The organism is Natrialbaceae archaeon AArc-T1-2 (genome assembly GCF_030273315.1).
Lineage (GTDB): Archaea > Halobacteriota > Halobacteria > Halobacteriales > Natrialbaceae > Tc-Br11-E2g1.
The window spans coordinates 1,919,585-1,940,320 of sequence record NZ_CP127174.1 but is presented as its reverse complement, the minus strand read 5'-3'; the positions used below and the strand labels follow the sequence as shown (position 1 = coordinate 1,940,320).

Genomic DNA, 20,736 nt, shown 5'->3' with positions numbered 1-20,736 from the left:
AATGGCAGACGATCGTCACTCCGACTCGAGACGCGCGCGGAATCGCTCGAGACCGAGCTCGAGCATGTCGGGACTGACGGGCTGGAACTCGTCGTCGTCGGGCAGGTACAGCCGCATCGAATCCCAGCTCTCACGTGCGTAGCGTTCGTCGAGCAGGACCCGAACCCCCACTTCGTCGGGACCGCGAATCACGCGCCCGATCGCCTGTCGGGCCTTCCGGACCGCCGGGATCGCCAGGGCGTACTCGAAGCCGTCTCCGAACGTCTCCTCGTAAGCTCGTCGGACCGCCGTCGTCTGCGGACTCGCGGTGTTGACGATCGGGACGCCACAGACGACCGCGGCGGACAGCCGGTCGCCGCTGTAGTCGACGCCCTCGGTCAGCGTTCCCCGGAGGCTGGTCACGAGCACCTTGTCCTCGCCCGCGAAGAAGTCGTCTTTCAGCGACTCGGTGGCGACGTCGTCGCTCGAGGCGTCGAGCAGGACGGGTTTCTCGACGCGGTCCTCGAGGACGTCGGCGGCCCACTCGGCCTCGCCGTAACTCGGCATCCCGACGAGGACGTTGCCGGGCAGTCGGGCGACCTGTGCGATGGCGTCGGCGTGGGCCCGTCTCGTCGGGGTCTCTTCGCCCGGTCGCCCGCGGTTGTCGTAGGTGAACTTCGGGGCCGCGACGGCGAAGCTCTCGCGGTTTGCCTCGGGAAAGTGAAGGCCGTAGCGCCGTTCGACGACCGGCCGATCTTCCTCGCGTGCGAGGTACTCGAGGCCGGTCACTTCCGTGAACGCGTCCATCGGCTCGAGAGTCGCGCTCATCAACACCCCACCGCCGAACTGCGAGAGTTGCGAGCCGATGGCGTCGCTTGGCACGCAGTTGTAGAGCACGAGCCGGGCGTTGTAGGCTCGCCGCCAGGAGTCTCCCGGCTCGGTGTCGTCCCAGGTGCGCTCGAGTTCGATCTCCCGGAAGTGGTCGGTGTGATCGCGCCGGTACCACTCACCGAGGGTCCGTCCGACGGCGGGTGCGGCCCGCGTTCGTTCCTCGTCTTCGGCTTCGTTCAACACGCGCTCGACGAGCGCGCCGACTGACTCTGCACGGACCCAAGCAACGTCGCCGTAGTCCGCCTCGCGGGCCCACGCGGTTAGTTCGTCCTCGCCGGGAACCGCGGGATCTCGGAGTGGAATCTCCGCGTCCTCGAGCTCGGTGAGGTCCGACTGCCAGCCCCGGTGGGTGCGATCGAGGTAGGCCCGCACGCGGCGGTCCAGTTCCTCGCGCAGGTCCCCGAGAAACTGGCGGGTGCGCTCGAGTTCCTCGACGGAGACGTCGCTATCTGCAAGTTCCGCGCGCACGAGTTCGGCGTCTGCGGTCTTCGAGCCTCCCTCCACCTGCCGTCCCTCGCGTTCGAACCGTACGGGCTGGATCACCCGCGAGAGCTCCGTCTCGGCGTCGCGCAGGGTCGCGTCGGCGACGCCGTCGCTGACCAGGTCCCGGACGCGGGGCTCGAGCATGTGCGCCTCGTCACAGACGACGAACGTCGACTCCTCGAGCAACGCGCCGGTAAAGGAGCCCACCGTGGTCGGGTCGAACGCGTGGTAGTAGTTGCCGACGACGACCTCGGCGTGGGAAAGCGCCGCGCCCATGACCGAGTGGGGACAGGTGCCGTGACGGACCGCGAGTGCGACGAGGTCCGCGGGCGTGACCATCCCCGTCTCGGTGATGTCGAACGGCACCGCCTCGACGGGGTCGCTCTCCTCTGGCAGGTCCTCGAGGTACTGGGCGTAGAACGGGCAGTACTCGGTCTCGGCCCCCACCGCAGTGTCGTCGCTGTAGCTCGGCAGCTCGGGCGGGTACGGCGTTGGTTCGTCGGCGGTCTCGAGGACGGTCGCGCCGCCGCCGCGGCTCCCGCTGTCAGCGAGTCCCGTCTGCTGGCTCCGGGCGCGGTCGGTCAGCGCGCCGGCGGTCGTCTCGCCGCCCTCGCCGGTCAGGTCCCGGGTGCGCTCGCGCAACGTCTCACAGCGATCGTAGACGGTGCCGTCGTCGAACTCGGCGGCCCGCTCGCGGTTGTACGGACAGACGTCGGCTTTTCCCACGAGTGTGAGCCCCGAGACGGGGTCCCAGCCGGCGGGCAGGTTCTCGTTGATCGTCTCGAGGTCGGCCTCGAACTGGCGCAGCTGCTGTTTGACGCTCGTGAGCACGAGCACGCGCTCGTAGTCGGTCTCGGGGTCGCGCACGAGGTCGATGCCAGCGGTCAGGGCGATCATCGTCTTGCCCGTCCCGCAGGCACCCTCGATCACGGTGTAGCCACCCTCGCGGGCGGTGTCGATGGCCGTCTCGATGCCGTCGACCTGCTCGTCGTAGGGCTCGTCGTGACCGAAGATCCCGCGCCAGTCCGCCATCTCTCCCGTACTCATCGTCGGTCTCTCATAGGGTTGACGGACCGGACTGGTCGCCTCTCGATACAAAAACCCACGGTCGGCAGTGGCGGCGTCGTGGCGACCGACCGAACGTTGCCGGCGTGGTCCTTTACCGTCTCGAGCGCCTACCTTGACGTGTGAAGGTCCCCAACACCCTCAGAACCGTCGACAACGAGAAGGTCATCGTGCGTACCGTCGAGTACGACGACGGAACCGTGATCGCGGTCGACTTCGGTAACTCGGCCGCGGATGTCTCCGTGGACATCGTCGGCTCGACGGCGATCGTCGTCACCGACGGCGACCAGTTCGAGTTCGAACTGCCGCCCGAAGCCAGCGACGTCACCGTGCGAAACGGCGTGCTCACGATCACGGACTGATCGTCCGACGCTCCGACGGTTACCGCCGCACCGGCCCGACCGGCGAAACCACAACCCACTCGAGTGTCGACGGGCTAGTCCGACCATGACCGACGAGTTCGACGTCGACCGCTGGCGCGCCGACCTCGAGGCGAAACGCGAGGAAAAGGACCAGTTCTTCGCCGACCATCCCCAGTCGCCGATTCCGCCCGGGGAGCGCGACGCCTTCGACGGCCTCGAGTACTTCGATCCCGACCCCGACTACCGCGTGACAGCGACCGTCGCCGTCCACGACGACCCCGAGCCGGTGCCGATGGACACCACGAGCGGCCGGGAGGTACGCTACGTCCGGGTCGCGACACTCGAGTTCGACCTCGAGCGGGACGATCCCGACCTCGAGGACGGGGCGTTCGAGATCCACGCCTACCAGCAGGAACGCCCCGAGGAGGAGCCCTACTTCGTCCCGTTCCGGGACAAGACGACGGGCCAGCAGAGCTACGAGGGCGGCCGGTACATGGAACTCGAGGCCGACCGCGACCTCGAGACCGGCGACGAGATCGTTCTCGATTTCAACCTGGCGTACACGCCGTTTTGTGCCTACAGCGAGACGTTCGACTGTCCGCTCCCGCCCGAAGAGAACTGGCTCGAGGTGGCCATCGCGGCCGGCGAGCGGGTCGAGTAGTCAAGACCGAGGGCAGAGAGTATAACACCGGCCGCCGAGAACGTCCGGCCGATGACCACGCTTGCGATCACCGACGGGCAGGTGCTCACCCCCGAGCTGGCCGTCGAACGGGCGGACGTACTACTCGATCAGGAACGTGGCGAAATCCTCGAGATCGGTGAGAGCCTCGACGGCGATCGCACCCTCGATGCCACCGACTCGCTGGTCACTCCCGGCTTCGTCAACGGCCACTGTCACGTCGCGATGACGCTGTTGCGTGGCTACGCCGACGACAAACCCCTCGAGGCGTGGCTGCGCGAGGACATCTGGCCTGCAGAGGGCGAACTGACGGCCGACGACGTCCGGGCGGGGACCGAACTCGGCGTCCTCGAGATGATCAAGTCGGGGACGACCGCCTTCGCGGACATGTACTTCTTCGTGCCGACGATCGCCGACGTCGTCGAGGAGGCGGGGCTGCGCGCCCGGCTCGGCCACGGCGTCATTTCGGTCGGGAAAGACAGCGAGGCCGCCCGCGAGGACGCCCAGGAGGGGATCGACGTCGCCCGCGAACTCGCGGCCAGGGACAGCGACCGCATCTCGACGGCGTTTATGCCCCACTCGCTGACGACCGTCGACGCGGCGGTCCTCGAGGAGTTCGTCCCGAAGGCCCGCGAGCTCGGCGTCCCGGTGCACTTTCACGCCAACGAGACGGCGGGGGAGGTCACCCCCATCGTCGAAGAACACGGCGTCCGGCCGCTTTCCTACGCCGCCGAGAGGGGGCTGCTCGAGCCCGAGGACTTTCTCGCCCACGGCGTCCACGTCGACGAGAGCGAGATCGGCTTACTCGCCGAAAGCGACGCGAGCGTGATCCACTGTCCGGCCTCGAACATGAAACTGGCGAGCGGGATGGCACCCGTCGAACGCATGCGCGAGGCAGGGGTCACCGTGGGGGTCGGCACCGACGGCGCGGCCTCGAACAACGACCTCTCGATGTTAGACGAGGGTCGCGACGCCGCCATGCTCGGCAAGCTCGCGGCCGAGGACGCCAGCGCGGTCCCCGCCGAGGCCGTCGTCGAGATGCTGACCCGCGATAGCGCCGCGGCGATCGGCCTCGAGTCGGGTCGTCTCGAGGCGGGCTCGCCTGCCGACCTCGCCGTGATCGACCTCGCGAAGCCACACCTGACGCCGGCCCACGACCCCGTGAGTCACCTCGCCTACGCCGCGGCGGCGGCCGACGTCCGTCACACCGTCTGTGCCGGTCAGGTGTTGATGCGCGACCGGGAGGTCCTGACGCTCGACGAAGAGGCCGTCCGGAAACGGGCAGCCGAGCAGGCGACGTCGCTCGTGGCTCGTGCCGACTGACGCTCGGGCAGTTAAACGTTCACAGCATCCGATAAACGCTTAAAACGATTCTACAGACTTCTTTTCCGTCCGTGAACGGGTCGAACGTCCGACCGGGTTTATGCGTGCTATCGTGAACGTCACGAGTGGCAATGAATCGAACACGAGGGTTCGCGGTGGCGCTTGCCGCCGCCATGGTACTGTCCGTCCTCGCACCGCTTGGTGCGGTAGCGGCGGGCGACGACGACGAGGATGACCTGTCGATCGACGTCGAACAGAACGGTGACGTCCTCCTGACGGTCACCGAAAACGAAAGCACAGTCGAGAACGCGACGGTCAACGTGACCGTCGACGACGAGGATGCGAGCTACGACGGCGCGGACGAGTACAAGACCGACGAAGACGGGACCGTCACACTGCCCGAGCCCGACGAAGACGTCGAGGTCTCGATCGAGGCAACGTACGACGGTGCATCGACGACCGTCGAGCAGAAACTCGAGGCAGCCGACGACGACAAAGACGACCTCGAGGCGCTCGCGATCGACGTCGAGCAGAACGGTGACGTCCTCCTGACGGTCACCGAAAACGAAAGCACAGTCGAGAACGCGACGGTCAACGTGACCGTCGACGACGAGGATGCGAGCTACGACGGCGCGGACGAGTACAAGACCGACGAAGACGGGACCGTCACACTGCCCGAGCCCGACGAAGACGTCGAGGTCTCGATCGAGGCAACGTACGACGGTACATCGACGACCGTCGAGCAGAAACTCGAGGCAGCCGACGACGACAAAGACGACCTCGAGGCGCTCGCGATCGACGTCGAGCAGAACGGCGACGTCCTCGTGACGGTCACCGACAACGTGACCGACGAGACCATCGAGAACGCGACCGTCGACGTCACTACCGTCGATGAGAACGCGACCTACGACGGTGCGGACGAGTACAAGACCGACGAGAACGGCACGGTCACACTGCCCGAACCCGACGAGACCGTCGACGTCTCGATCGAGGCGACGTACGAGGACGAGTCGGTAACGACCGAGGCAACGCTTCTGTCCGAGGAAGATCAGCTCCTCGAGGAGAGTGACACCTTCGGCGACGCCGTCAGTTCCTTCGTGGCGAGCCTCGATCCCAGCGGGACCGACGGCGGCATCGGCTCGCAAGTCGCGGCGTTCGTCACGGAGAACAACCCGGGTAACGCGCCCGACCACGCCGGCCCGCCGGAGCACGCCGGTCCAGGCGGTGAGGACAACGAGACTGACGACCGCGGCCCACCGGAGCATGCCGGCCCGGGCGGTGACGACGAAGACGACGACAGCAGCAGTTCACAGAGTGGCGGCGATTCGCCGGGTAACAGCGGCAGTGCGCCAGGTAACAGCGGCGGCGGTGGGCCGCCGTAGCTGAAGGCGATCCACCGGCCGAACTGCCGAGTACCGATCGACACGAACGAGACACCCCATCTCCGTCGATCGGTCGAACACGCCATGGGACGAACCGTGTCGGTCCTCGATCGGCGTTCTGACGCAGTCGCTTCGGTACCGTTTTTGCCACGCTCGCACTCGTTCGAGCTATGAGTGCGTATCCGCCGATCAGCGAACACCTAGACGACGTGGCGTCGGCTCGAGCAGAGGGCCGACGCAAGATGGAGTGGGCGGCCCAGCACATGCCCATCATGGAACGGGTCCGCGAGGAGTTTCGAGAGGAAAAGCCCCTCGAGGGCGAGACGATCGGGATGGCGATGCACGTCGAGGCGAAGACGGCGATCCTGGTCGAGACGCTGGCCGACGGCGGTGCAGACGTCGCCGTCACGGGCTGTAACCCGCTGTCGACCCACGACGACGTCTCGGCCGCCCTCGACGCTCACGAGTCGATCACCAGCTACGCGAAACGCGGCGTCGGCGACGAGGCCTACTACGAGGCGATCGAGGCCGTCATCGCCCACGAACCCACGATCACGGTCGACGACGGGATGGACCTCGTCGCGGCGATCCACGAGGATCACCCCGAGTTAATCGACGGCATCGTCGGCGGTGCCGAAGAGACGACGACGGGCGTCCATCGGCTGCGCGCGATGGACGAAGACGGGGCGCTCGAGTACCCCGTCTTCGCGGTCAACGACACGCCGATGAAACGCCTGTTCGACAACGTCCACGGCACCGGCGAGTCATCGCTCGCCTCGATTGCAATGACGACGAACCTCTCGTGGGCTGGCAAAGACGTCGTCGTCGCCGGCTTCGGCTACTGTGGCAAGGGCGTCGCCCGGAAGGCAGCGGGCCAGAACGCGAACGTCATCGTCACCGAAGTCGAGCCACGGCGCGCGCTCGAGGCCCACATGGAGGGCTACGACGTGATGCCCATGGCGGAAGCGGCCGAGATGGGCGACGTCTTCCTCACGACGACGGGCAACCGCGACGTCATCGTCGAAGAGCACTTCGAGAAAATGGACGACGGCGTCGTACTCGCGAACGCCGGCCACTTCGACATCGAGATCGACCTCGAGGCACTCGCAGAGCTCGCGGTCGATCGGTACGAAGCCAGGGAGGGCGTCGACGCCTACGAACTCGAGGACGGTCGCCGACTGAACGTCGTCGCCGAAGGACGGCTGGTCAACCTCGCCGCGCCCGTCTCGCTCGGCCACCCCGTCGAGGTGATGGACCAGAGCTTCGGCGTGCAGGCCGTCTGTGTCCGGGAGCTGCTCGAGTGTGCACACGCCGAGACGTACGAACCCGGCGTCCACGACGTCCCCGACGAACTCGACAGAGAGATCGCCGAGATCAAACTCGCGGCCGAGGGCGTCGAGTACGATTCGCTGACCGAGAGCCAGCGAGAGTACATGGACTCCTGGGATCACGGGACGTGAAGAAGGGAAGCCATTAGGGCGTCTTTCCCGTACCGTCTCGCATGGCACTTCCACAGCGGCGTGACAGCCCGGCCCGATCCGCACTGGTCGGGTTCGGACTCGCCCTGTTCGGTCTCTTCGTCGCAACCGTTCTCACGTCACCGCTTGCGTTCCTCGATCCGGGACTTGCAGATCCCGACGTGTCGGCAGACCGGTGGTCGGTCATCACGATGATGGCGTTGAACTTCGGCGGATTCTTCCTCGCGGGGGCGATCTACCTCGCGTACACCGGCCGCGGGTGGTCGTACGTCGATCTCCGGCTCCCCACGAAACGAGACCTGCTGTGGATCGTCGGGACCACCGTCGGAAGCATCCTCTTCATTATCGCGTTCGGGATCGTCGTTCAACTTCTCGAACTGCCCTCTGCACCCAACGAGATCGTCACCGTCGTCGGCGACGATCAGGTGTTGCTGCTCGCGATGTTCGCCATCGTCGTCTTCGCCAACGCACCGGCCGAGGAGTTTCTCTTCCGAAACGTGATCCAGAAGCGTCTCTACGAGGGGTATAGCACGGGTGTCGCGATCGTTCTCGCCAGCGTCATCTTCACCGTCGTCCACTTCCCGGCGTTTCTCACCGGTGGCGGCCCGATGCTCGCCACGCTCGTCTCGCTGACTGCAATCTTCGTCGGCTCGCTCATCTTCGGCTACGCCTACGCCAAGACGGACAACCTCGTCGTACCGACGGCCGCCCACGCCGGTTTCAACCTCTTTCAGTTCGGCCTGCTGTACCTGCAACTCGAGTACGGCGACCCCGAGGAGCTCGAGGAGATGCAGACGGCGCTGCTCGAGGCGTTGCTCGCACTGACGCCGGTCTGATCACGCGATCGGGGTCGTCACCGTGATCCGCGGCCGGCGTCCACCTTGTTTATTAGCCACCGCGCGTGAGAGAGGGGTAGAACATGTCCCAGGCGAAGGGCGACCGCCGCGAACGCGAACTCGTCAACAAACTCGACGAGGCCGGCTTCGCGGTGATGCGTGCGCCCGCGAGTGGTTCCGCGACCGATCGGGAGCTCCCGGACGTACTGGCCGGCGACGGCGAGACCTTCTATGCGATCGAGGCAAAATCGAGTTCCGGCAAGCCGATCTACCTCGACGGTGAGGAAGTCGAGGCGCTCGTCTACTTCAGCCGGAACTTCGGCGCGAAACCGCGTGTCGGCGTCCGGTTCGACCGCGAGGACTGGTACTTCTTCCATCCCGGCGACCTCCACCGAACCGACGGCGGTAACTACCGCGTCAAACGCGAGACGGCACTCGCCGAGGGCACCGACTTCCCCGAGTTCGTCGGCCGATCGGAGAAAGTTACCCTGGCAGAGGTCGGCGAAGACGAGCCCGACCACGACCCCGCCGTGTTGGACGTGCTCACCGCCGTCTCACAGGGCGATCTCGCCGTCGGGGAGGCTGCGGCGATGCTCGAGACGCGATAGGACCGAGCGGATCCGGAAACCGACGATCGGTCCGTCACGGTCGGCGAACATTCATACAGACGCCGGAACATGTCGGAGTATGGCGAACACGGCGTCGCTGTCCGAACCGCAGGTCCTCGCACACGCCAAACGTCGCCTCTTTCCGGACGTCGACCGGTCGGAACCCGACGCGTACGCCTACGCCGTCGTCGACACCCAGTTCGCGAGCGAAGAGTGGCTCTCTGGCCGGCCGGTTCCGTCGGACGTCCGCGAGCAGCTCGCGCCGTTTAACCACGTTCGGGTCGGCTCCGGCTACCCCGACCTCGTCGGCGTTTCCCACCTCGAGTCGGAACTGCTCGCAGTCGAGCGATTCGGCGAGCAGCCGCCGCTCGTCGCCATCGAAGCGAAAGGGTACACCGAGACCGAGCAGGGAGTCGACGTCGAACGAGGTGTCGTTCAGGCCTACGACCGACTCCACGAGGCAAACGCCGCCTACGTCGTCGCGCCAGCCGACGCCGTCTCGCGGTCGGCACGGACGCTGGCACGAGAGCTGAACGTCGGCGTCCTCGGCGTCGACGCCGGGGGAGCGGTAGAGTCCCTCGAGGTACCACGTGTCGTCGGGAACCGGACCGCCGGGGACGCGACGGCGATCCGATTCCAGGCGACCGCACAGGGCGTCGCCGGCCGTTCGTTCGGGCTCAACCATCCGAAGAACTATCTCGCGTATCCGCTGGCGCTGTACCATCCCGACGAGACCGACGCGGTACTCGCCGAACGCGTCGTCCGAGCGACCGACAGCGCCCGAAAGGGGGCAGCGTTTCTCGGCCTGATCGAGCAGCGACCGACTCGCATCGAACTCACGCCGCTCGGGGCGGAGGTCGTCCGGTTCGCACTCGAGCGGTACGGTTCGGTCGACGCCGCCTTGCAGGCGTTCGAGGACTGGCAGGGTTCGCGAACGCGCTTTTGCGAACTCGCGCCCGAATGGGGCGTCCTGACGCGACGCGTCGTCTGGGCGTACCCGGCGACACAGCTGCTCGTCGGGGAACTCCAGGCGATGTCCGAGGAGGGGATCACCGAGCCGTCGCTCGTCGACCTCCTCGAGTGGCTTCACGTCCAGCATCCGACGTTCGCCGTCGAACTGTTCGTCCGCGGGAGCGAAGACGTCCGCAGCCGGGTGCTCGAAGCCGACGGAACGCTCCGGTCGGACGCACTCGCGGACGGGACCGTCTTTCACGCCCCCACCGTGTTCCAGCTGAAGGCGATGCTGTATCACAGCGGCGTTCTCGCCGACCGCGGCGCAGAGCCCCACCGGCTCGAGCCGACGACCGACAGCTGGGCGCTCCGGGAGCCGCTGGATCCCGTCCCGTCGGCGTGATACGGATTGCTGTACCGCTGTCCCGGTGTACCCGCAGACCGGTCGCGGGTGCGCCGGGACAGACGTACAGCGGTCCGTGTGAGACCTCGAGCGGCCTATCCACGAACGTGCATCACAAGCCGAAGGCGAAAGCGTTTTTGAGCACGGATGCGGGGTTTCACGTAATGACCGCCTACACCGCGACGGTGACGGTTCGACTCAAACGCGGCGTCCTCGATCCCGAGGCCGAGACGACCCAGCGCGCCCTCGAGCGGCTGGGGTTCGAACTCGAGGATCTTCGCTCGGCAGATCGTTTCGAGGTCGACCTCGAGGCCGAGTCGGCCCAGCGAGCACGCGACCGCGCCGACGAGATGGCCGAACGACTGCTGGCGAACCCGACCATCCACGACTACGACGTGGAGGTCACCGAACGGTAGATGACGGTCGCAATCGTCCGTTTCGGTGGATCGAACTGTGACAGAGACGCCGAACGTGCCCTCACAGCGCTGGACGTCGACGCCGAGATCGTCTGGCACGAAGACGGCCTCCCCGAAGGCACCACGGGAATCATGCTCCCCGGGGGATTCTCCTACGGCGACTACCTGCGCGCTGGCGCGATGGCCGCTCACTCCCCGATTATGGAGGACGTTCGCGAGGCCGCCGAGGACGGCGTCCCCGTGCTGGGCGTCTGCAACGGCGCACAGATCGGCTGTGAGTCCGAACTGACCGAGGGCGCGTTCACGACCAACGAGAGCGCACGCTTTCAGTGTGAACGGGTCACCGTCCGGGTCGAACGCGCCGACACGCCCTGGACCGAAGCCTACGAGGAAGGCGAGGTCATCGAGCTCCCGATCGCCCACGGCGAAGGGCGCTACGAGGTCGCCGACGACCGCCTCGAGGAACTCGAGGCCGAGGATCGGATCCTCTTTCGGTACTGTGAGGAAGACGGCACTCTCACCGAGGAGGCAAACCCCAACGGCTCGAAGCAAAACGTCGCCGGCGTCCTCGGCGACCGCGAGACCGTCGCAGTGTTGATGCCCCACCCAGAGCGGGTCGCCCTTCCGGACATCGGTCACACGGACGGCCAGGGCGTCCTCGAGGGGTTCGACCGCGCTACGAGCTCAGTCTGAGACTGCGACCGCCTCACGCGACTGTTCGACTCCGACAACGATACCGCCGGACAGAACGGCTGATACATTCACCGGCGGACGTTCCCGGTGATAGTGTATCAAAGCATCTGTCCGACGGGAGAGTTTCACAAAGCGTTAGTGGCGTTCAAAGCCTGAACTGATGGGTGAAACCGAGTGCGGTTGACCGGTTTCACTCATCAGTCGACGCTTGGAACGGTACTAACCGTACATCCGATCGGTCGACTCGTCTGACTCGGGTTCCGTCTCGCCGCGTCGGGACAGCCCCGGCGTCAGCCCACCGGTGAGGATAACGGCGACGACGATCAGCGCCGACGAGAGCACGACGTAGTCAGCGCTCGGGGAGTAGCCCGCCAGGTTCGCACCCGTCGAGACGACGAAGATCGTCACGGCGAAGACGACCGTCGCGAAGACGGCCATCACGGCGATCGCGATCGCGCTTGCGACCAGCGAGGAGAGCAGACGTCCGATCGAGGGCATACCTCGAGTTCAGAGTGTACCACCGTAGTGGTTGCGTTCGCCGATCGTCACTGCCGTCCCGTCAGCGCCTCGCTCGCCGGCGCGATCGAAACCGTCGTCCCGATACCCTCCTCGCGGGCGCGTTCGTACAGCATGTACGCGGCCGCGGTCGTCTCGATGCCGGTGCCGCCGCTGTCGAAGACCGTGATCTCATCGTCGCTCGTGCGGCCGGGTTCGTTCCCGGCGACGACCGCTCCCAGTTCGGCGTGGACGTCGTCCTCGGTGACGACGCCAGCCTCGAGCGCGGCCAGAAACGACCCCGCGTCCTGGGTCACTCGCGCTCGCAGATCGGGGACGTACGTCGCCCGCTCGATCGTCGTCGTATCGAGTTCCCGGTTGTCGGGATCGTACTGGCCCATCGCCGTGACGTGAGTCCCGGGATCGAGGTCGTCGCCGTCGACGACGGGATCGCTCGCCGTCGTCGCCGTGATCACCACGTCCGCACCGGCGACGGCGTCGGTGCTCGAGGAGACGGCGGTCACGTCGGCCTCGAGACGGTCGTCGAACTCCGCAGCGAAGTCCTCCCGGTGTTCTGGCGTCGGCGAATAGACGCGGACCGCAGAGAGGCCACGGACGGTGGCGGTCGTAGCCAGCTGGCCGCGGGCCTGCGGTCCGGTGCCGATTACGCCGAGCGCCTCGGCGTCCTCGCGGGCGAGGGCGTCGACAGCGACGGCTCCGGCGGCCCCGGTCTTGAACGGGTTCATACTCGCGCCGTCTATCAGCGCGAGCGGTTCGCCGGTGTCGGCGTCGAAAAGCGGCGTCACGAACCAGGCGTCTTCGGCTCCGAAGCCGGAGGCGTAGGTGTATCCGCCCATCGCTCCGGTCTCGGGAAGAACGGCGACGTAGGTCGTGAGCATTCCCTCGGGATCGGTCCGGGAAAGCGTCGTCCGCGGTTCGGCGGGAGCGCCCTCGCCGCGCTGGCGATAGCCCTCGCGGACGGCGTCGACGTACGCTGCTGGTGGTGCGAGTCCGGTGACGTCGTCGCTCGTGAGAAAGAGCGCGTCTGTCATGGCTGGACCGACGACCGAAACGGTGAAAAAACCGAGTGGGACAGAAATCTAGTCGGCGTTGACTGGCGACGGGCGAGGCTGGTCGCGACCGTCGACGGGAGCGTTGACGAACATCGCGTGACCGACGAGAGCGACCGCGACGAGCGCGCCGAGCGAGACGGCACTGGTCAGCGAGATGCCCACGACGGTCAAGGCAGCGGTAACGCCGAGCAGTGCGACCGGGATAAGTCCGAGAATGATGTCGTAGTATCCAGTCATAATCCATCTCATACTATGGGCCATTTGTATATAAGGGCTTCTAGTAATGAGTAGATATTCTGCTCCTCAATTATTCAAATCACAGAAAATTTATCTTCATAACTTATGGGACGGATATGATGCGGCAGCTACCGTCGAACACGGGCCGAACGATCGGATCAGTCGCCGGCGGCAGTTGCGTACCCGATTCGCCAGCCGACGAGGACGATCAGGCCGAACCCGGACATCACGAGCGGAAACGCCCAGGCGATCCCGCCCTCGAACGCCGGCGAGGATCGCAGGACGAAGCCGACGTTCGCAGCGGCGAGCCACCCGACTGCGGTCACGCGCGCGCCGAGCCAGGGCGAAGCGAGCGCCGCCTGGGCGTAGACGCCCGCAAGCGGCGCGGCGATGATCCAGCCGATCAGAAACGGCAGTATCGTCTCGAGCGCGCCGATCGGTTCCGCGATCGGGTTCAATCCGTGGCTAAGCTGTCCGAAGAGGATCAATCCGGCGAGCAACCCGACGTCGACGACGCCGACGAGTACCGATTCACGACACCTCGGGCCGACCTCGAGCGCTCGTTCGGTCTCGAGCATACGTACCGTTCGGGAGCCGAAACGTATTGCTCTCCCGGTTGTCGCCGACGACAGGCGACGACGGCCGTACGCGATCGGCACCTGTCTCGTTCCGTCGAGACAACGTATTTCAGCCAGGAAAGCGTACCCACACCCCATGAAGTTCGTTATCGTGGGGTACGGCCGGGTCGGTGCCCGAACGGTACGCATTCTGGGCGAAGAGGGCCACGACGTGGTCGTGGTCGACAACGACCCGGCTCGCATCGACCGCATCGAAGGAGACGGGTTCGACGCGGTCCGCGGCGGGGGCGACGACGAGGACGTCCTCGAGGAGGCCGGAATCGACGAGGCCGACGCCATCGGTGCGTTCACGCCCGACCTCAACGTCAACTTCGCCGCCTGCATGGTCGGAAACCACTACGACTGTCGAACCGTTCTGCGAATCGACGAGGACTACCGCGAGGACATCTACGAGAAGTACGCCTCGGACGTCGACGAGATTATCTACCCCGAACGGCTAGGCGCTGCCGGCGCGAAGACCGCACTTCTAGGCGGTGACTTCAACGTCGTCACCGAACTCGCGACCAACCTGCAACTGACCGTCTTCGAGATCAAAGATGGGTCGCCGGCGCTCGGGAGCCGAATCAGCGACCTCGAGTTGCCGGAGACAGCCCGGATTTACGCACACGGACGCGAGCGCGAACCGCTCACGATTCCGCTTCCCGGCACCGAGTTGAAAGCAGGCGACGAGGTCGCCGTCGTCGTCGAGACCGAAAGCGTCGACGACGTTCGGGCGACGCTGTTGCCGGCGAGTTCCTGACGGGGCGGTGAAACCGCGTATCGCGGCGAAAACGGGAGCGGACCGAGATGGTCCGATGGGGGGTCCGGAATTGGGGGGGATAGGGCGCGCGGTCGAGGGGAACGGATGGGAACTGAAACCGCACACGCCCGGTCGGTTCCGACGGACCGGACCGTCATAAAAATACGTCAGACGGTCGCGTGACGGTGGTCGGACGACGCCCGCATCAGGCGTCGTCGACGCGAAAGACGAGCACGTTCTGGTGGACCATCGACGGAACGTACGAGAACGGATAGCCGTAGACGTGGAGGTCTTTCGTCGGATCGTACCAGATCAGGTTCGCCTTGAGTGTCACTGACGCGGCGTCTGTGATCGCTCGGGCGAGGTCCGCCGAGAGAAACTCGTAGGAGCCGCCCCGGTACATGTCGCCGATGAAGACCACGACGTATCCCTCGGGTTTGACCGTCCGAACGAACCGATCGAACTTCGCGGCCATGTCCGCGAGCCAGTCGGCTTTCGTCGTCGTGTCGTCGGCTCCCACCGGATCGGTATCGAACGCCCCCAGCTTGCTCTCCCGGGTCGCGTTCTCGTTTCGGGTTTGCTCGAGTTCGTCCATGTTCCAGTAGGGGACGTCGGTCAACAGGAGGTCGATCGAGTCCTCGGGAACGTCCTCGATCATGTCGGCGCAGTCGCCGTGGCGTAGTTCCTGGGCGGCGAGCGGGGGCTCGCCCCGGTCACGGCGCTCGGCGTTTTCGCGCTCGAGAACCTCGTCGTAGATCTCTACCCACCGCTTCGTTCGCTCGAAGCCGATCGCCTCCCGAAGGCCGGTGCCCTCGTGTTCACAGAGACTCGCTCCCAGAAGCGTCCCACCGACGCCGGCGAAGGGATCGAGCACCGTATCGCCGGCCGCGCTGAACCGACCGATCAGCTCCGCACAGAGCCGCGGCGGCTTCTGACCGCCGTGTTCGCTGCGTCGGTCGTGCTGGAGGTCTGGCGGATACGGGTCGTCGACCACCGACTTCGTGGCGTATTTCCACTCCCGGCCGGTGAGGTCGTTGACCCGGTTGCGCTCGTCGTAGATCCCCCGTCCCTCGAGATAGCGCTGGTACTCGGCGAGCTCGTCCGTGTCTACCACCTCGCCGTCCTCGACCGGGAGCGACTCGTCGCGAGCGCGGTCGGCGTCGAACGTGCCGTCCTCGTCCGTGAAGAGGCGACTCTGCCGGTGCCCGTCTCCGTCCTCGGCCATACCACGAGTGGTCGACGAAGTGAGATAAACGCTGTGTCGGATCGGCGACCGCCAGATAGTTCAACCGACGGGACATCTGTGCCGTCGATGGACGTCGCCGACCCGGTCGCGCTCTTCGTCGCTCTCGGTATCGGGGCCCTCATCGGACTCGAACGCGAACAGAGCGAGTCTGCGGGAAGCTTCGCCGGCGTCCGGACGTTTCCGTTGGTCGCGTTACTCGGCGGGGTCGTACAGCTGTTTTTCCCCGACCTGCTCGGGGTCGTCCTGGCGCTGTATCTCGTACTCGTCGCCATCGGGTACGCGAGCAAGGTCGTCCTCGAGGGCGACATCGGGATGAGCACGGCCGTCGCAGCGGTACTTACGTTCGTCTACGGAGCGATGGCGACTCACTCCGGTGACGGGCTCGTCCTCTCGGTCGTCTTCGGGACGGTGACCGCGGCCCTGCTCGCGATCAAAGAACCCGCCCACGCGTTCGCAGACCGTATCGGCCGGGACGACCTCCGGGACGCACTGACCTTTCTCATCCTCGCGCTCGTCGTGTTGCCGTTGCTCCCCGACGAGGAACTCGACGTCTTGCTCGGACTCAACCCGCGGTTCGTCTGGCTGATGGTCGTGTTCGTCTCCGGGCTGAGCTTTCTCGGCTACGTGCTGACGAAGGTTCTCGGTCCGGAGAAGGGAATCGGCCTGACGGGACTGTTCGGCGGGTTCGTCTCCTCGACGGCGACCGTGATGGCGATGGCCGAACAGGCACGGCACAACCCCGAACTGACCCCGGTCGCTTCCGTCGCCGCCGCGATCGCCTCCATTACCATGTTCCCACGAGCGCTGATCCTCGTCGCCGTCGTCAACCCGTCGCTCGCGCTCTCGCTTGCCGTCCCGTTGCTCGCGATGACGGCCGTCGGTGTGGTGCTTGCCGCGTTCGTGATCCGGCGACTCCGGGCCGACGGGACGCCGACCGTCGACCTCGAGAACCCGTTCCGGCTCGGACCGGCACTCGCGTTCGGCGCCTTCTTCGCCGTTATCCTGGTGTTGCTCGAGACGCTGAATCCGATCTTCGGCGAGGCCGGCGTCTACGGGACGGCGATCGTCTCCGGGCTCGCCGACGTCAACGCGATCACGCTGTCGCTGGGGCGGCTCGCACTCGAGGATGAGATCTCCCGATCGGTCGCCGAGACCGGCGTCGTCCTCGCAGTCGTGATCAACTCGATCGTCAAGATGGGAATCGCCCGGATCGGCGGCTCCGCGGAGATGGGACGGCTCGTGATGGGCGTACTCGGGACGAGCGCACTCGTCGGAGTCGTAATCGTCGTCCTGCGTTGATCAGTCTCATAACGTCGGCTGTGAATCGGTACCGATGCAGCCGAGACCCGTCTTGCGGTTGCACCGGACCATAGTCACAGCCACCATTATCAGTCGTCGTCAGAGCTGACTGGCGAAGACGAGGACACACTCGAGTGAGACCCGACGTTGAGTACCAGCAACGACGCAACGGCGGCACCGACGACGGCGACCGCGGACAGCGACGCGAAAAAGACCCCGAGCGTGAACGCCTCGAGCAGAACGCCGCCCGCGGAGATACTCGCGGCCCCGAGTCCGAACATGCCCAGGTAGGTGTAGCCGTACGAGAGTCCGCGAGTGTCAGCCGGCGTGTAGACGGCGACGGCCTCCTGATAGAACGGCTCGATCGCAAACAGCGCGAACCCGAGCACGCCACAAAACAGCACGATCGCGACGATCCCCAGTCCGGCCACCGGAACGAACACGAGCGCGAGGGCGGCCAGTACGACGAAGATGACGACGAGTCCCCGCGGGACGGGAACGTGATCGGTCAACTTCCCGCCGGCGTACTGACCCGCCATCCCCGCGACGAGCACCCAGACGTAGACGTAGTCCCCGAGCGAGAGTTCCTCGAGGTCGATCGGCGAGGAGACGTCCGCCATCGTCGAGAGCCCGTGGAGAATTTCGGGCAAGTACGTGAGCGTGCCGCGATAGAAGAGTCCGACGAGCGTGACGACGAGAAACACGAGCAGGAACGAACTGGCGAACAGCGACCGGGAGTTTGCGACGACCGCAGTGGGAGAGTTCGTTCTAGCAGCGTCGGCGGCGACGGTGTCCTCGAGGGCTGCGGTCGGGTCAAACCGGGCACGGAGGCCGTAGACGGTCGCGACGACGCCGGGTAGCGCGAGCAAAACGATGACGAGCCGCCACTCGAAAAACAGTAGCAGGGTCGCGGTGACGAACGGACCCAGTGCGATTCCGGCGTTGCCGGCGATGCCGTGCCAGGCGAAGACCGTGCCGCGGTCCTCGACGCCGGTGCTGATGAGCGCCAGCCCCGCCGGATGGTAGATGCTCGCGGCCACTCCCCAGATCAACAGACTGGCCGCGATCGTATAGATCGATGGTGCAACCGCAAGGCTGGCGAACGCGAGGCTCATAGCGGCCAAGCAGAACACGACGAGCCGTTTCGTCCGGTACCGATCGACGAGGAGGCCGGCAGGTACGGCGCCGAGCCCGAACGGGGCGTACCCGAGTGCGACGACGACACCAACGAGTGTCATCGACACCTCGAACTCGGCGAGCCAGACGACGAGCAGGATCGGAACTGCCAGTTCGAACCAGTGAACGAGGGCGTGAGCGACCACCGTGAACGCGGCGATCGATCTGTCGTTGTCGGAAAGTGCCATCCTGTATCGAGAGCTGGACGCCACTCACCACCGCCTTACCAAGATCGTTGTGATCCGACGCCAGAACACGACAGCGTCACGACGAGTCGGAGATCGACTCGAGGCGTAACCGACCGATTCTTACCGCCGTCTGCCCTACCGACGACCGATGGACGCGCCGCTGTGGACCGAGACGCACGCACCCGCCCTCGAGGAGCTCCCCCAGGACGACGCCCGCAGCTACCTCGAGCGGGCGGTCGACGAGCCGATCAACCTCGTCCTGCAGGGACCGCCGGGAAGCGGCAAAACGGCAGCAGCGCGTGCGCTGGCTCGCGAGGCACACGACGATCCGGACAACGATCTGATCGAGATCAACGTCGCGGACTTCTTCGGCCGGAGCAAAACCGAGATCAAAAACGATCCCCGGTTCGCACACTTTCTCGTCGGCAAATCCGACCTCTCGAAGCGGGACATGATAAACCACGTCCTCACGGAGTCGGCGAGCTACGCCCCCGTCTCCGGCGAGTACAAGACGATCCTGCTCGACAACGCCGAAGACGTCCGCGAAGACTTCCAGCAGGCCCTGCGCCGAATCATGGAGAAACACCATCGAACGACACAGTTCGTCGTCGCCACGCGCCAGCCCACCAAACTCATCCCGCCGATCCGATCGCGGTGTTTCCCCGTCCCGATGCGAGCACCGACGAGCGGGGAACTCGTGGGCGTCCTCGAGCGAATCGCAGAGGCCGAGGACGTCGCCTACGACGCCGACGGCCTCGAGTTCGTCGCGGGCTATGCCGACGGTAACGTCCGCGAGGCAGTCCTCGCCGCCCAGACGACCGCCGTCGAGGAAGGCGAAATCACCATGAGCGCGGCCTACGAGACCCTCGGCGCGGTCGGATTCGACGAGGAGATCGAATCGATGCTCGAGGCCGCCGAGACCGGCGACTTCACCGACGCCCGAAAGACGCTCGACGATCTGCTGGTCGAGGAAGGGCTCGACGGCGAGGAGGTACTCGAAGAGATTCTCGCGGTTGCACGCTCTCGTTACCAGGGAGAGAAACTGGCCCAGGTGCAGCGTCTCGCCGCCGATATCGAGTTCGACCTCCAGGGGGGGACCAGCGACCGCCTCCACGTCTCGCATCTGCTCGCCGAGCTGGGTCGTGAAGCCTGATCGGGTCGCAAACAGCTGACTCACTCCTCGAGAGCAGTATCGGAGTGTGCTCGCACCCACAGTTCGCCGATCCGGGAGAGCCGCGTCCGGTAGGACTTGCCGTGTTCTTCGCGTTCGATGTAGCCTTTCCCGCCCGGCCCCAGTCGGTCGACGTTGTAGATGACCTTCGAGCGGAAGCTGTCGGTGTACTCCTCGTTGAGCTCGTTTGCGAGCGCTTCCGCGAGCTCTGAGACGGAGTCGAACTCACCGTCTTCGCCCAGCTTGTAGAGGATGAGCTCCTCGAACGGTTTGACGTTCGAGAACGACGCCACGGGCAACTCGACGATGTGATCACCATCGATCTCTTTCGCGCCGATGGTCGTTCCGCGCTCGTCGAACTCCGCAAGCAGTTCGCGGGCGCTCTCGAGTCGTCGCTCGACCCGCTCTACGTCGACGCCTGCGACCGCCCCATCCGCGGCGTTTTCGAGCAGGTCCTCGAGCAACGACGCCTCCTCTCTAAGTTCTTCGGCCAGCTCCGTCTCGAGGTACTTCTCGGGAGCCGTGTAGTAGGTGTGGATCTTCTCGCGATCGTCCTGACGTTCGACCATCAGCGAGTGGGCCGCGTTCGCGAACGCGAAACTGACAGTCCGGGGCATCGCAGCGACGTTGACCCAGACCTCGTTGCCCCGGTCGAGTTCGGCGTTGATCAGGTCGTAGGCCTGCTCGAACGCGTCGTCGTAGTCGTAGACGTCTCCGAGGACGAACCGCTCGGTCGTCGCCCCCAGCAGATTCTGGAAGTCGGTCTCGAGTTTCTGGGAGAGATGACGAGAGTACTCGACGTTTGCCTCGCTGCCGACCGCGCCCTCGAGTAAGATGACGCGATCGACGTCGATCTGATCGCGCACAAGCGGCGCGATCAGCCGGTCGTAGTCGAACCCGACCGGAACCATGTGGGTTTGCATAC

21 protein-coding genes are annotated in these 20,736 nt (G+C 65.7%); 13 read left to right on the top strand and 8 right to left on the bottom strand.

Features of this window, described 5'->3' with window-relative positions; genetic code table 11:
* Positions 1 to 15: 15 nt before the first annotated feature.
* The gene (locus tag QQ977_RS09950) at positions 16 to 2,385 is read right to left on the bottom strand and encodes an ATP-dependent DNA helicase (RefSeq protein ID WP_285928698.1); all 2,370 of its coding nucleotides are present in this window, start codon (positions 2,383 to 2,385) and stop codon (positions 16 to 18) included.
* 155 nt (positions 2,386 to 2,540) lie between these two features.
* Between QQ977_RS09950 and QQ977_RS09945 the strand changes: the two genes are divergently transcribed.
* From QQ977_RS09945 to purQ, 10 genes are all read left to right on the top strand, one after another.
* Positions 2,541 to 2,780, top strand: a complete 240-nt coding sequence (locus tag QQ977_RS09945; RefSeq protein ID WP_285925587.1) for a DUF7127 family protein — start codon at positions 2,541 to 2,543, stop codon at positions 2,778 to 2,780.
* Positions 2,781 to 2,865: 85 nt separating this feature from the next.
* Positions 2,866 to 3,441 (top strand): DUF1684 domain-containing protein, encoded by a 576-nt coding sequence (locus QQ977_RS09940; RefSeq protein WP_285925585.1) that lies wholly within the window; start codon positions 2,866 to 2,868, stop codon positions 3,439 to 3,441.
* Positions 3,442 to 3,492: 51 nt separating this feature from the next.
* The gene (locus tag QQ977_RS09935; RefSeq protein ID WP_285925583.1) at positions 3,493 to 4,782 is read left to right on the top strand and encodes an amidohydrolase; all 1,290 of its coding nucleotides are present in this window, start codon (positions 3,493 to 3,495) and stop codon (positions 4,780 to 4,782) included.
* Between the two features lie 131 nt (positions 4,783 to 4,913).
* Positions 4,914 to 6,164 (top strand): hypothetical protein, encoded by a 1,251-nt coding sequence (locus tag QQ977_RS09930; RefSeq protein WP_285925581.1) that lies wholly within the window; start codon positions 4,914 to 4,916, stop codon positions 6,162 to 6,164.
* 170 nt (positions 6,165 to 6,334) lie between these two features.
* Entirely contained in the window at positions 6,335 to 7,624 is a 1,290-nt protein-coding gene (locus tag QQ977_RS09925; protein WP_285925580.1) for an adenosylhomocysteinase, read from the top strand.
* Positions 7,625 to 7,665: 41 nt separating this feature from the next.
* Positions 7,666 to 8,478 (top strand): CPBP family intramembrane glutamic endopeptidase, encoded by an 813-nt coding sequence (locus tag QQ977_RS09920; RefSeq protein ID WP_285925579.1) that lies wholly within the window; start codon positions 7,666 to 7,668, stop codon positions 8,476 to 8,478.
* A gap of 83 nt (positions 8,479 to 8,561) precedes the next feature.
* Positions 8,562 to 9,086, top strand: coding sequence for a Holliday junction resolvase Hjc (gene hjc, locus QQ977_RS09915; protein WP_285925578.1), 525 nt, complete (start codon positions 8,562 to 8,564; stop codon positions 9,084 to 9,086).
* Positions 9,087 to 9,165: 79 nt separating this feature from the next.
* Positions 9,166 to 10,440, top strand: a complete 1,275-nt coding sequence (locus tag QQ977_RS09910) for a hypothetical protein (RefSeq protein ID WP_285925577.1) — start codon at positions 9,166 to 9,168, stop codon at positions 10,438 to 10,440.
* A gap of 164 nt (positions 10,441 to 10,604) precedes the next feature.
* Positions 10,605 to 10,856, top strand: a complete 252-nt coding sequence (gene purS, locus QQ977_RS09905; protein WP_285925575.1) for a phosphoribosylformylglycinamidine synthase subunit PurS — start codon at positions 10,605 to 10,607, stop codon at positions 10,854 to 10,856.
* Positions 10,857 to 11,549 (top strand): phosphoribosylformylglycinamidine synthase I, encoded by a 693-nt coding sequence (gene purQ, locus QQ977_RS09900; protein WP_285925574.1) that lies wholly within the window; start codon positions 10,857 to 10,859, stop codon positions 11,547 to 11,549. It abuts the gene before it with no gap.
* Between the two features lie 219 nt (positions 11,550 to 11,768).
* On the opposite strand, the gene QQ977_RS09895 is transcribed toward purQ, so the two are convergent.
* The 4 genes from QQ977_RS09895 to QQ977_RS09880 form a co-directional block, all read right to left on the bottom strand.
* A complete protein-coding gene (locus QQ977_RS09895; RefSeq protein WP_285925573.1) occupies positions 11,769 to 12,047 on the bottom strand; it encodes a hypothetical protein in 279 nt (92 codons plus the stop codon).
* A gap of 47 nt (positions 12,048 to 12,094) precedes the next feature.
* Positions 12,095 to 13,096 (bottom strand): ornithine cyclodeaminase family protein, encoded by a 1,002-nt coding sequence (locus QQ977_RS09890; protein WP_285925571.1) that lies wholly within the window; start codon positions 13,094 to 13,096, stop codon positions 12,095 to 12,097.
* Between the two features lie 48 nt (positions 13,097 to 13,144).
* Positions 13,145 to 13,354 carry a hypothetical protein gene (locus QQ977_RS09885; protein WP_285925570.1) on the bottom strand — a complete coding sequence of 70 codons (210 nt, stop codon included), beginning with the start codon at positions 13,352 to 13,354 and terminating at the stop codon, positions 13,145 to 13,147.
* Between the two features lie 158 nt (positions 13,355 to 13,512).
* A complete protein-coding gene (locus tag QQ977_RS09880; protein ID WP_285925569.1) occupies positions 13,513 to 13,932 on the bottom strand; it encodes a DUF3054 domain-containing protein in 420 nt (139 codons plus the stop codon).
* A gap of 136 nt (positions 13,933 to 14,068) precedes the next feature.
* Between QQ977_RS09880 and QQ977_RS09875 the strand changes: the two genes are divergently transcribed.
* Positions 14,069 to 14,731: a potassium channel family protein gene (locus tag QQ977_RS09875; protein WP_285925568.1), complete on the top strand. Its 663-nt coding sequence runs from the start codon at positions 14,069 to 14,071 to the stop codon at positions 14,729 to 14,731.
* Positions 14,732 to 14,936: 205 nt separating this feature from the next.
* Here QQ977_RS09875 and QQ977_RS09870 read toward each other — a convergent pair whose 3' ends face one another.
* The gene (locus QQ977_RS09870; RefSeq protein ID WP_285925567.1) at positions 14,937 to 15,956 is read right to left on the bottom strand and encodes a DNA methyltransferase; all 1,020 of its coding nucleotides are present in this window, start codon (positions 15,954 to 15,956) and stop codon (positions 14,937 to 14,939) included.
* A gap of 87 nt (positions 15,957 to 16,043) precedes the next feature.
* On the opposite strand from QQ977_RS09870, the gene QQ977_RS09865 reads away from it, so the two are divergent.
* Complete coding sequence (locus QQ977_RS09865; RefSeq protein WP_285925566.1) at positions 16,044 to 17,276, top strand: MgtC/SapB family protein; 1,233 nt, start codon at positions 16,044 to 16,046, stop codon at positions 17,274 to 17,276.
* An 89-nt stretch (positions 17,277 to 17,365) separates the two neighbouring features.
* Here the strand turns inward: QQ977_RS09865 and QQ977_RS09860 are convergent, their stop codons facing one another.
* Positions 17,366 to 18,640 (bottom strand): MFS transporter, encoded by a 1,275-nt coding sequence (locus QQ977_RS09860; RefSeq protein WP_285925565.1) that lies wholly within the window; start codon positions 18,638 to 18,640, stop codon positions 17,366 to 17,368.
* A 148-nt stretch (positions 18,641 to 18,788) separates the two neighbouring features.
* Here QQ977_RS09860 and QQ977_RS09855 point away from each other — a divergent pair, with 148 nt between their 5' ends.
* Complete coding sequence (locus QQ977_RS09855; RefSeq protein ID WP_285925563.1) at positions 18,789 to 19,793, top strand: AAA family ATPase; 1,005 nt, start codon at positions 18,789 to 18,791, stop codon at positions 19,791 to 19,793.
* 20 nt (positions 19,794 to 19,813) lie between these two features.
* Here QQ977_RS09855 and QQ977_RS09850 read toward each other — a convergent pair whose 3' ends face one another.
* On the bottom strand, positions 19,814 to 20,734 hold the full coding sequence (locus QQ977_RS09850; protein ID WP_285925562.1) for a DUF6293 family protein: 921 nt from the start codon (positions 20,732 to 20,734) through the stop codon (positions 19,814 to 19,816).
* Positions 20,735 to 20,736: the final 2 nt, after the last annotated feature.

What these genes read in the sequence shown, in the direction of transcription:
- QQ977_RS09950 (WP_285928698.1), bottom strand. Translation starts at nt 2,385, where the DNA reads ATGGCGGACTGGCGCGGGATCTTCGGTCACGACGAGCCCTACGACGAG.
- QQ977_RS09940 (WP_285925585.1), top strand. Translation starts at nt 2,866, where the DNA reads ATGACCGACGAGTTCGACGTCGACCGCTGGCGCGCCGACCTCGAGGCG.
- QQ977_RS09935 (WP_285925583.1), top strand. Translation starts at nt 3,493, where the DNA reads ATGACCACGCTTGCGATCACCGACGGGCAGGTGCTCACCCCCGAGCTG.
- QQ977_RS09930 (WP_285925581.1), top strand. Translation starts at nt 4,914, where the DNA reads ATGAATCGAACACGAGGGTTCGCGGTGGCGCTTGCCGCCGCCATGGTA.
- QQ977_RS09925 (WP_285925580.1), top strand. Translation starts at nt 6,335, where the DNA reads ATGAGTGCGTATCCGCCGATCAGCGAACACCTAGACGACGTGGCGTCG.
- QQ977_RS09920 (WP_285925579.1), top strand. Translation starts at nt 7,666, where the DNA reads ATGGCACTTCCACAGCGGCGTGACAGCCCGGCCCGATCCGCACTGGTC.
- hjc (WP_285925578.1), top strand. Translation starts at nt 8,562, where the DNA reads ATGTCCCAGGCGAAGGGCGACCGCCGCGAACGCGAACTCGTCAACAAA.
- QQ977_RS09910 (WP_285925577.1), top strand. Translation starts at nt 9,166, where the DNA reads ATGGCGAACACGGCGTCGCTGTCCGAACCGCAGGTCCTCGCACACGCC.
- purS (WP_285925575.1), top strand. Translation starts at nt 10,605, where the DNA reads ATGACCGCCTACACCGCGACGGTGACGGTTCGACTCAAACGCGGCGTC.
- purQ (WP_285925574.1), top strand. Translation starts at nt 10,857, where the DNA reads ATGACGGTCGCAATCGTCCGTTTCGGTGGATCGAACTGTGACAGAGAC.
- QQ977_RS09895 (WP_285925573.1), bottom strand. Translation starts at nt 12,047, where the DNA reads ATGCCCTCGATCGGACGTCTGCTCTCCTCGCTGGTCGCAAGCGCGATC.
- QQ977_RS09890 (WP_285925571.1), bottom strand. Translation starts at nt 13,096, where the DNA reads ATGACAGACGCGCTCTTTCTCACGAGCGACGACGTCACCGGACTCGCA.
- QQ977_RS09885 (WP_285925570.1), bottom strand. Translation starts at nt 13,354, where the DNA reads ATGACTGGATACTACGACATCATTCTCGGACTTATCCCGGTCGCACTG.
- QQ977_RS09880 (WP_285925569.1), bottom strand. Translation starts at nt 13,932, where the DNA reads ATGCTCGAGACCGAACGAGCGCTCGAGGTCGGCCCGAGGTGTCGTGAA.
- QQ977_RS09875 (WP_285925568.1), top strand. Translation starts at nt 14,069, where the DNA reads ATGAAGTTCGTTATCGTGGGGTACGGCCGGGTCGGTGCCCGAACGGTA.
- QQ977_RS09870 (WP_285925567.1), bottom strand. Translation starts at nt 15,956, where the DNA reads ATGGCCGAGGACGGAGACGGGCACCGGCAGAGTCGCCTCTTCACGGAC.
- QQ977_RS09865 (WP_285925566.1), top strand. Translation starts at nt 16,044, where the DNA reads ATGGACGTCGCCGACCCGGTCGCGCTCTTCGTCGCTCTCGGTATCGGG.
- QQ977_RS09860 (WP_285925565.1), bottom strand. Translation starts at nt 18,640, where the DNA reads ATGGCACTTTCCGACAACGACAGATCGATCGCCGCGTTCACGGTGGTC.
- QQ977_RS09855 (WP_285925563.1), top strand. Translation starts at nt 18,789, where the DNA reads ATGGACGCGCCGCTGTGGACCGAGACGCACGCACCCGCCCTCGAGGAG.
- QQ977_RS09850 (WP_285925562.1), bottom strand. Translation starts at nt 20,734, where the DNA reads ATGCAAACCCACATGGTTCCGGTCGGGTTCGACTACGACCGGCTGATC.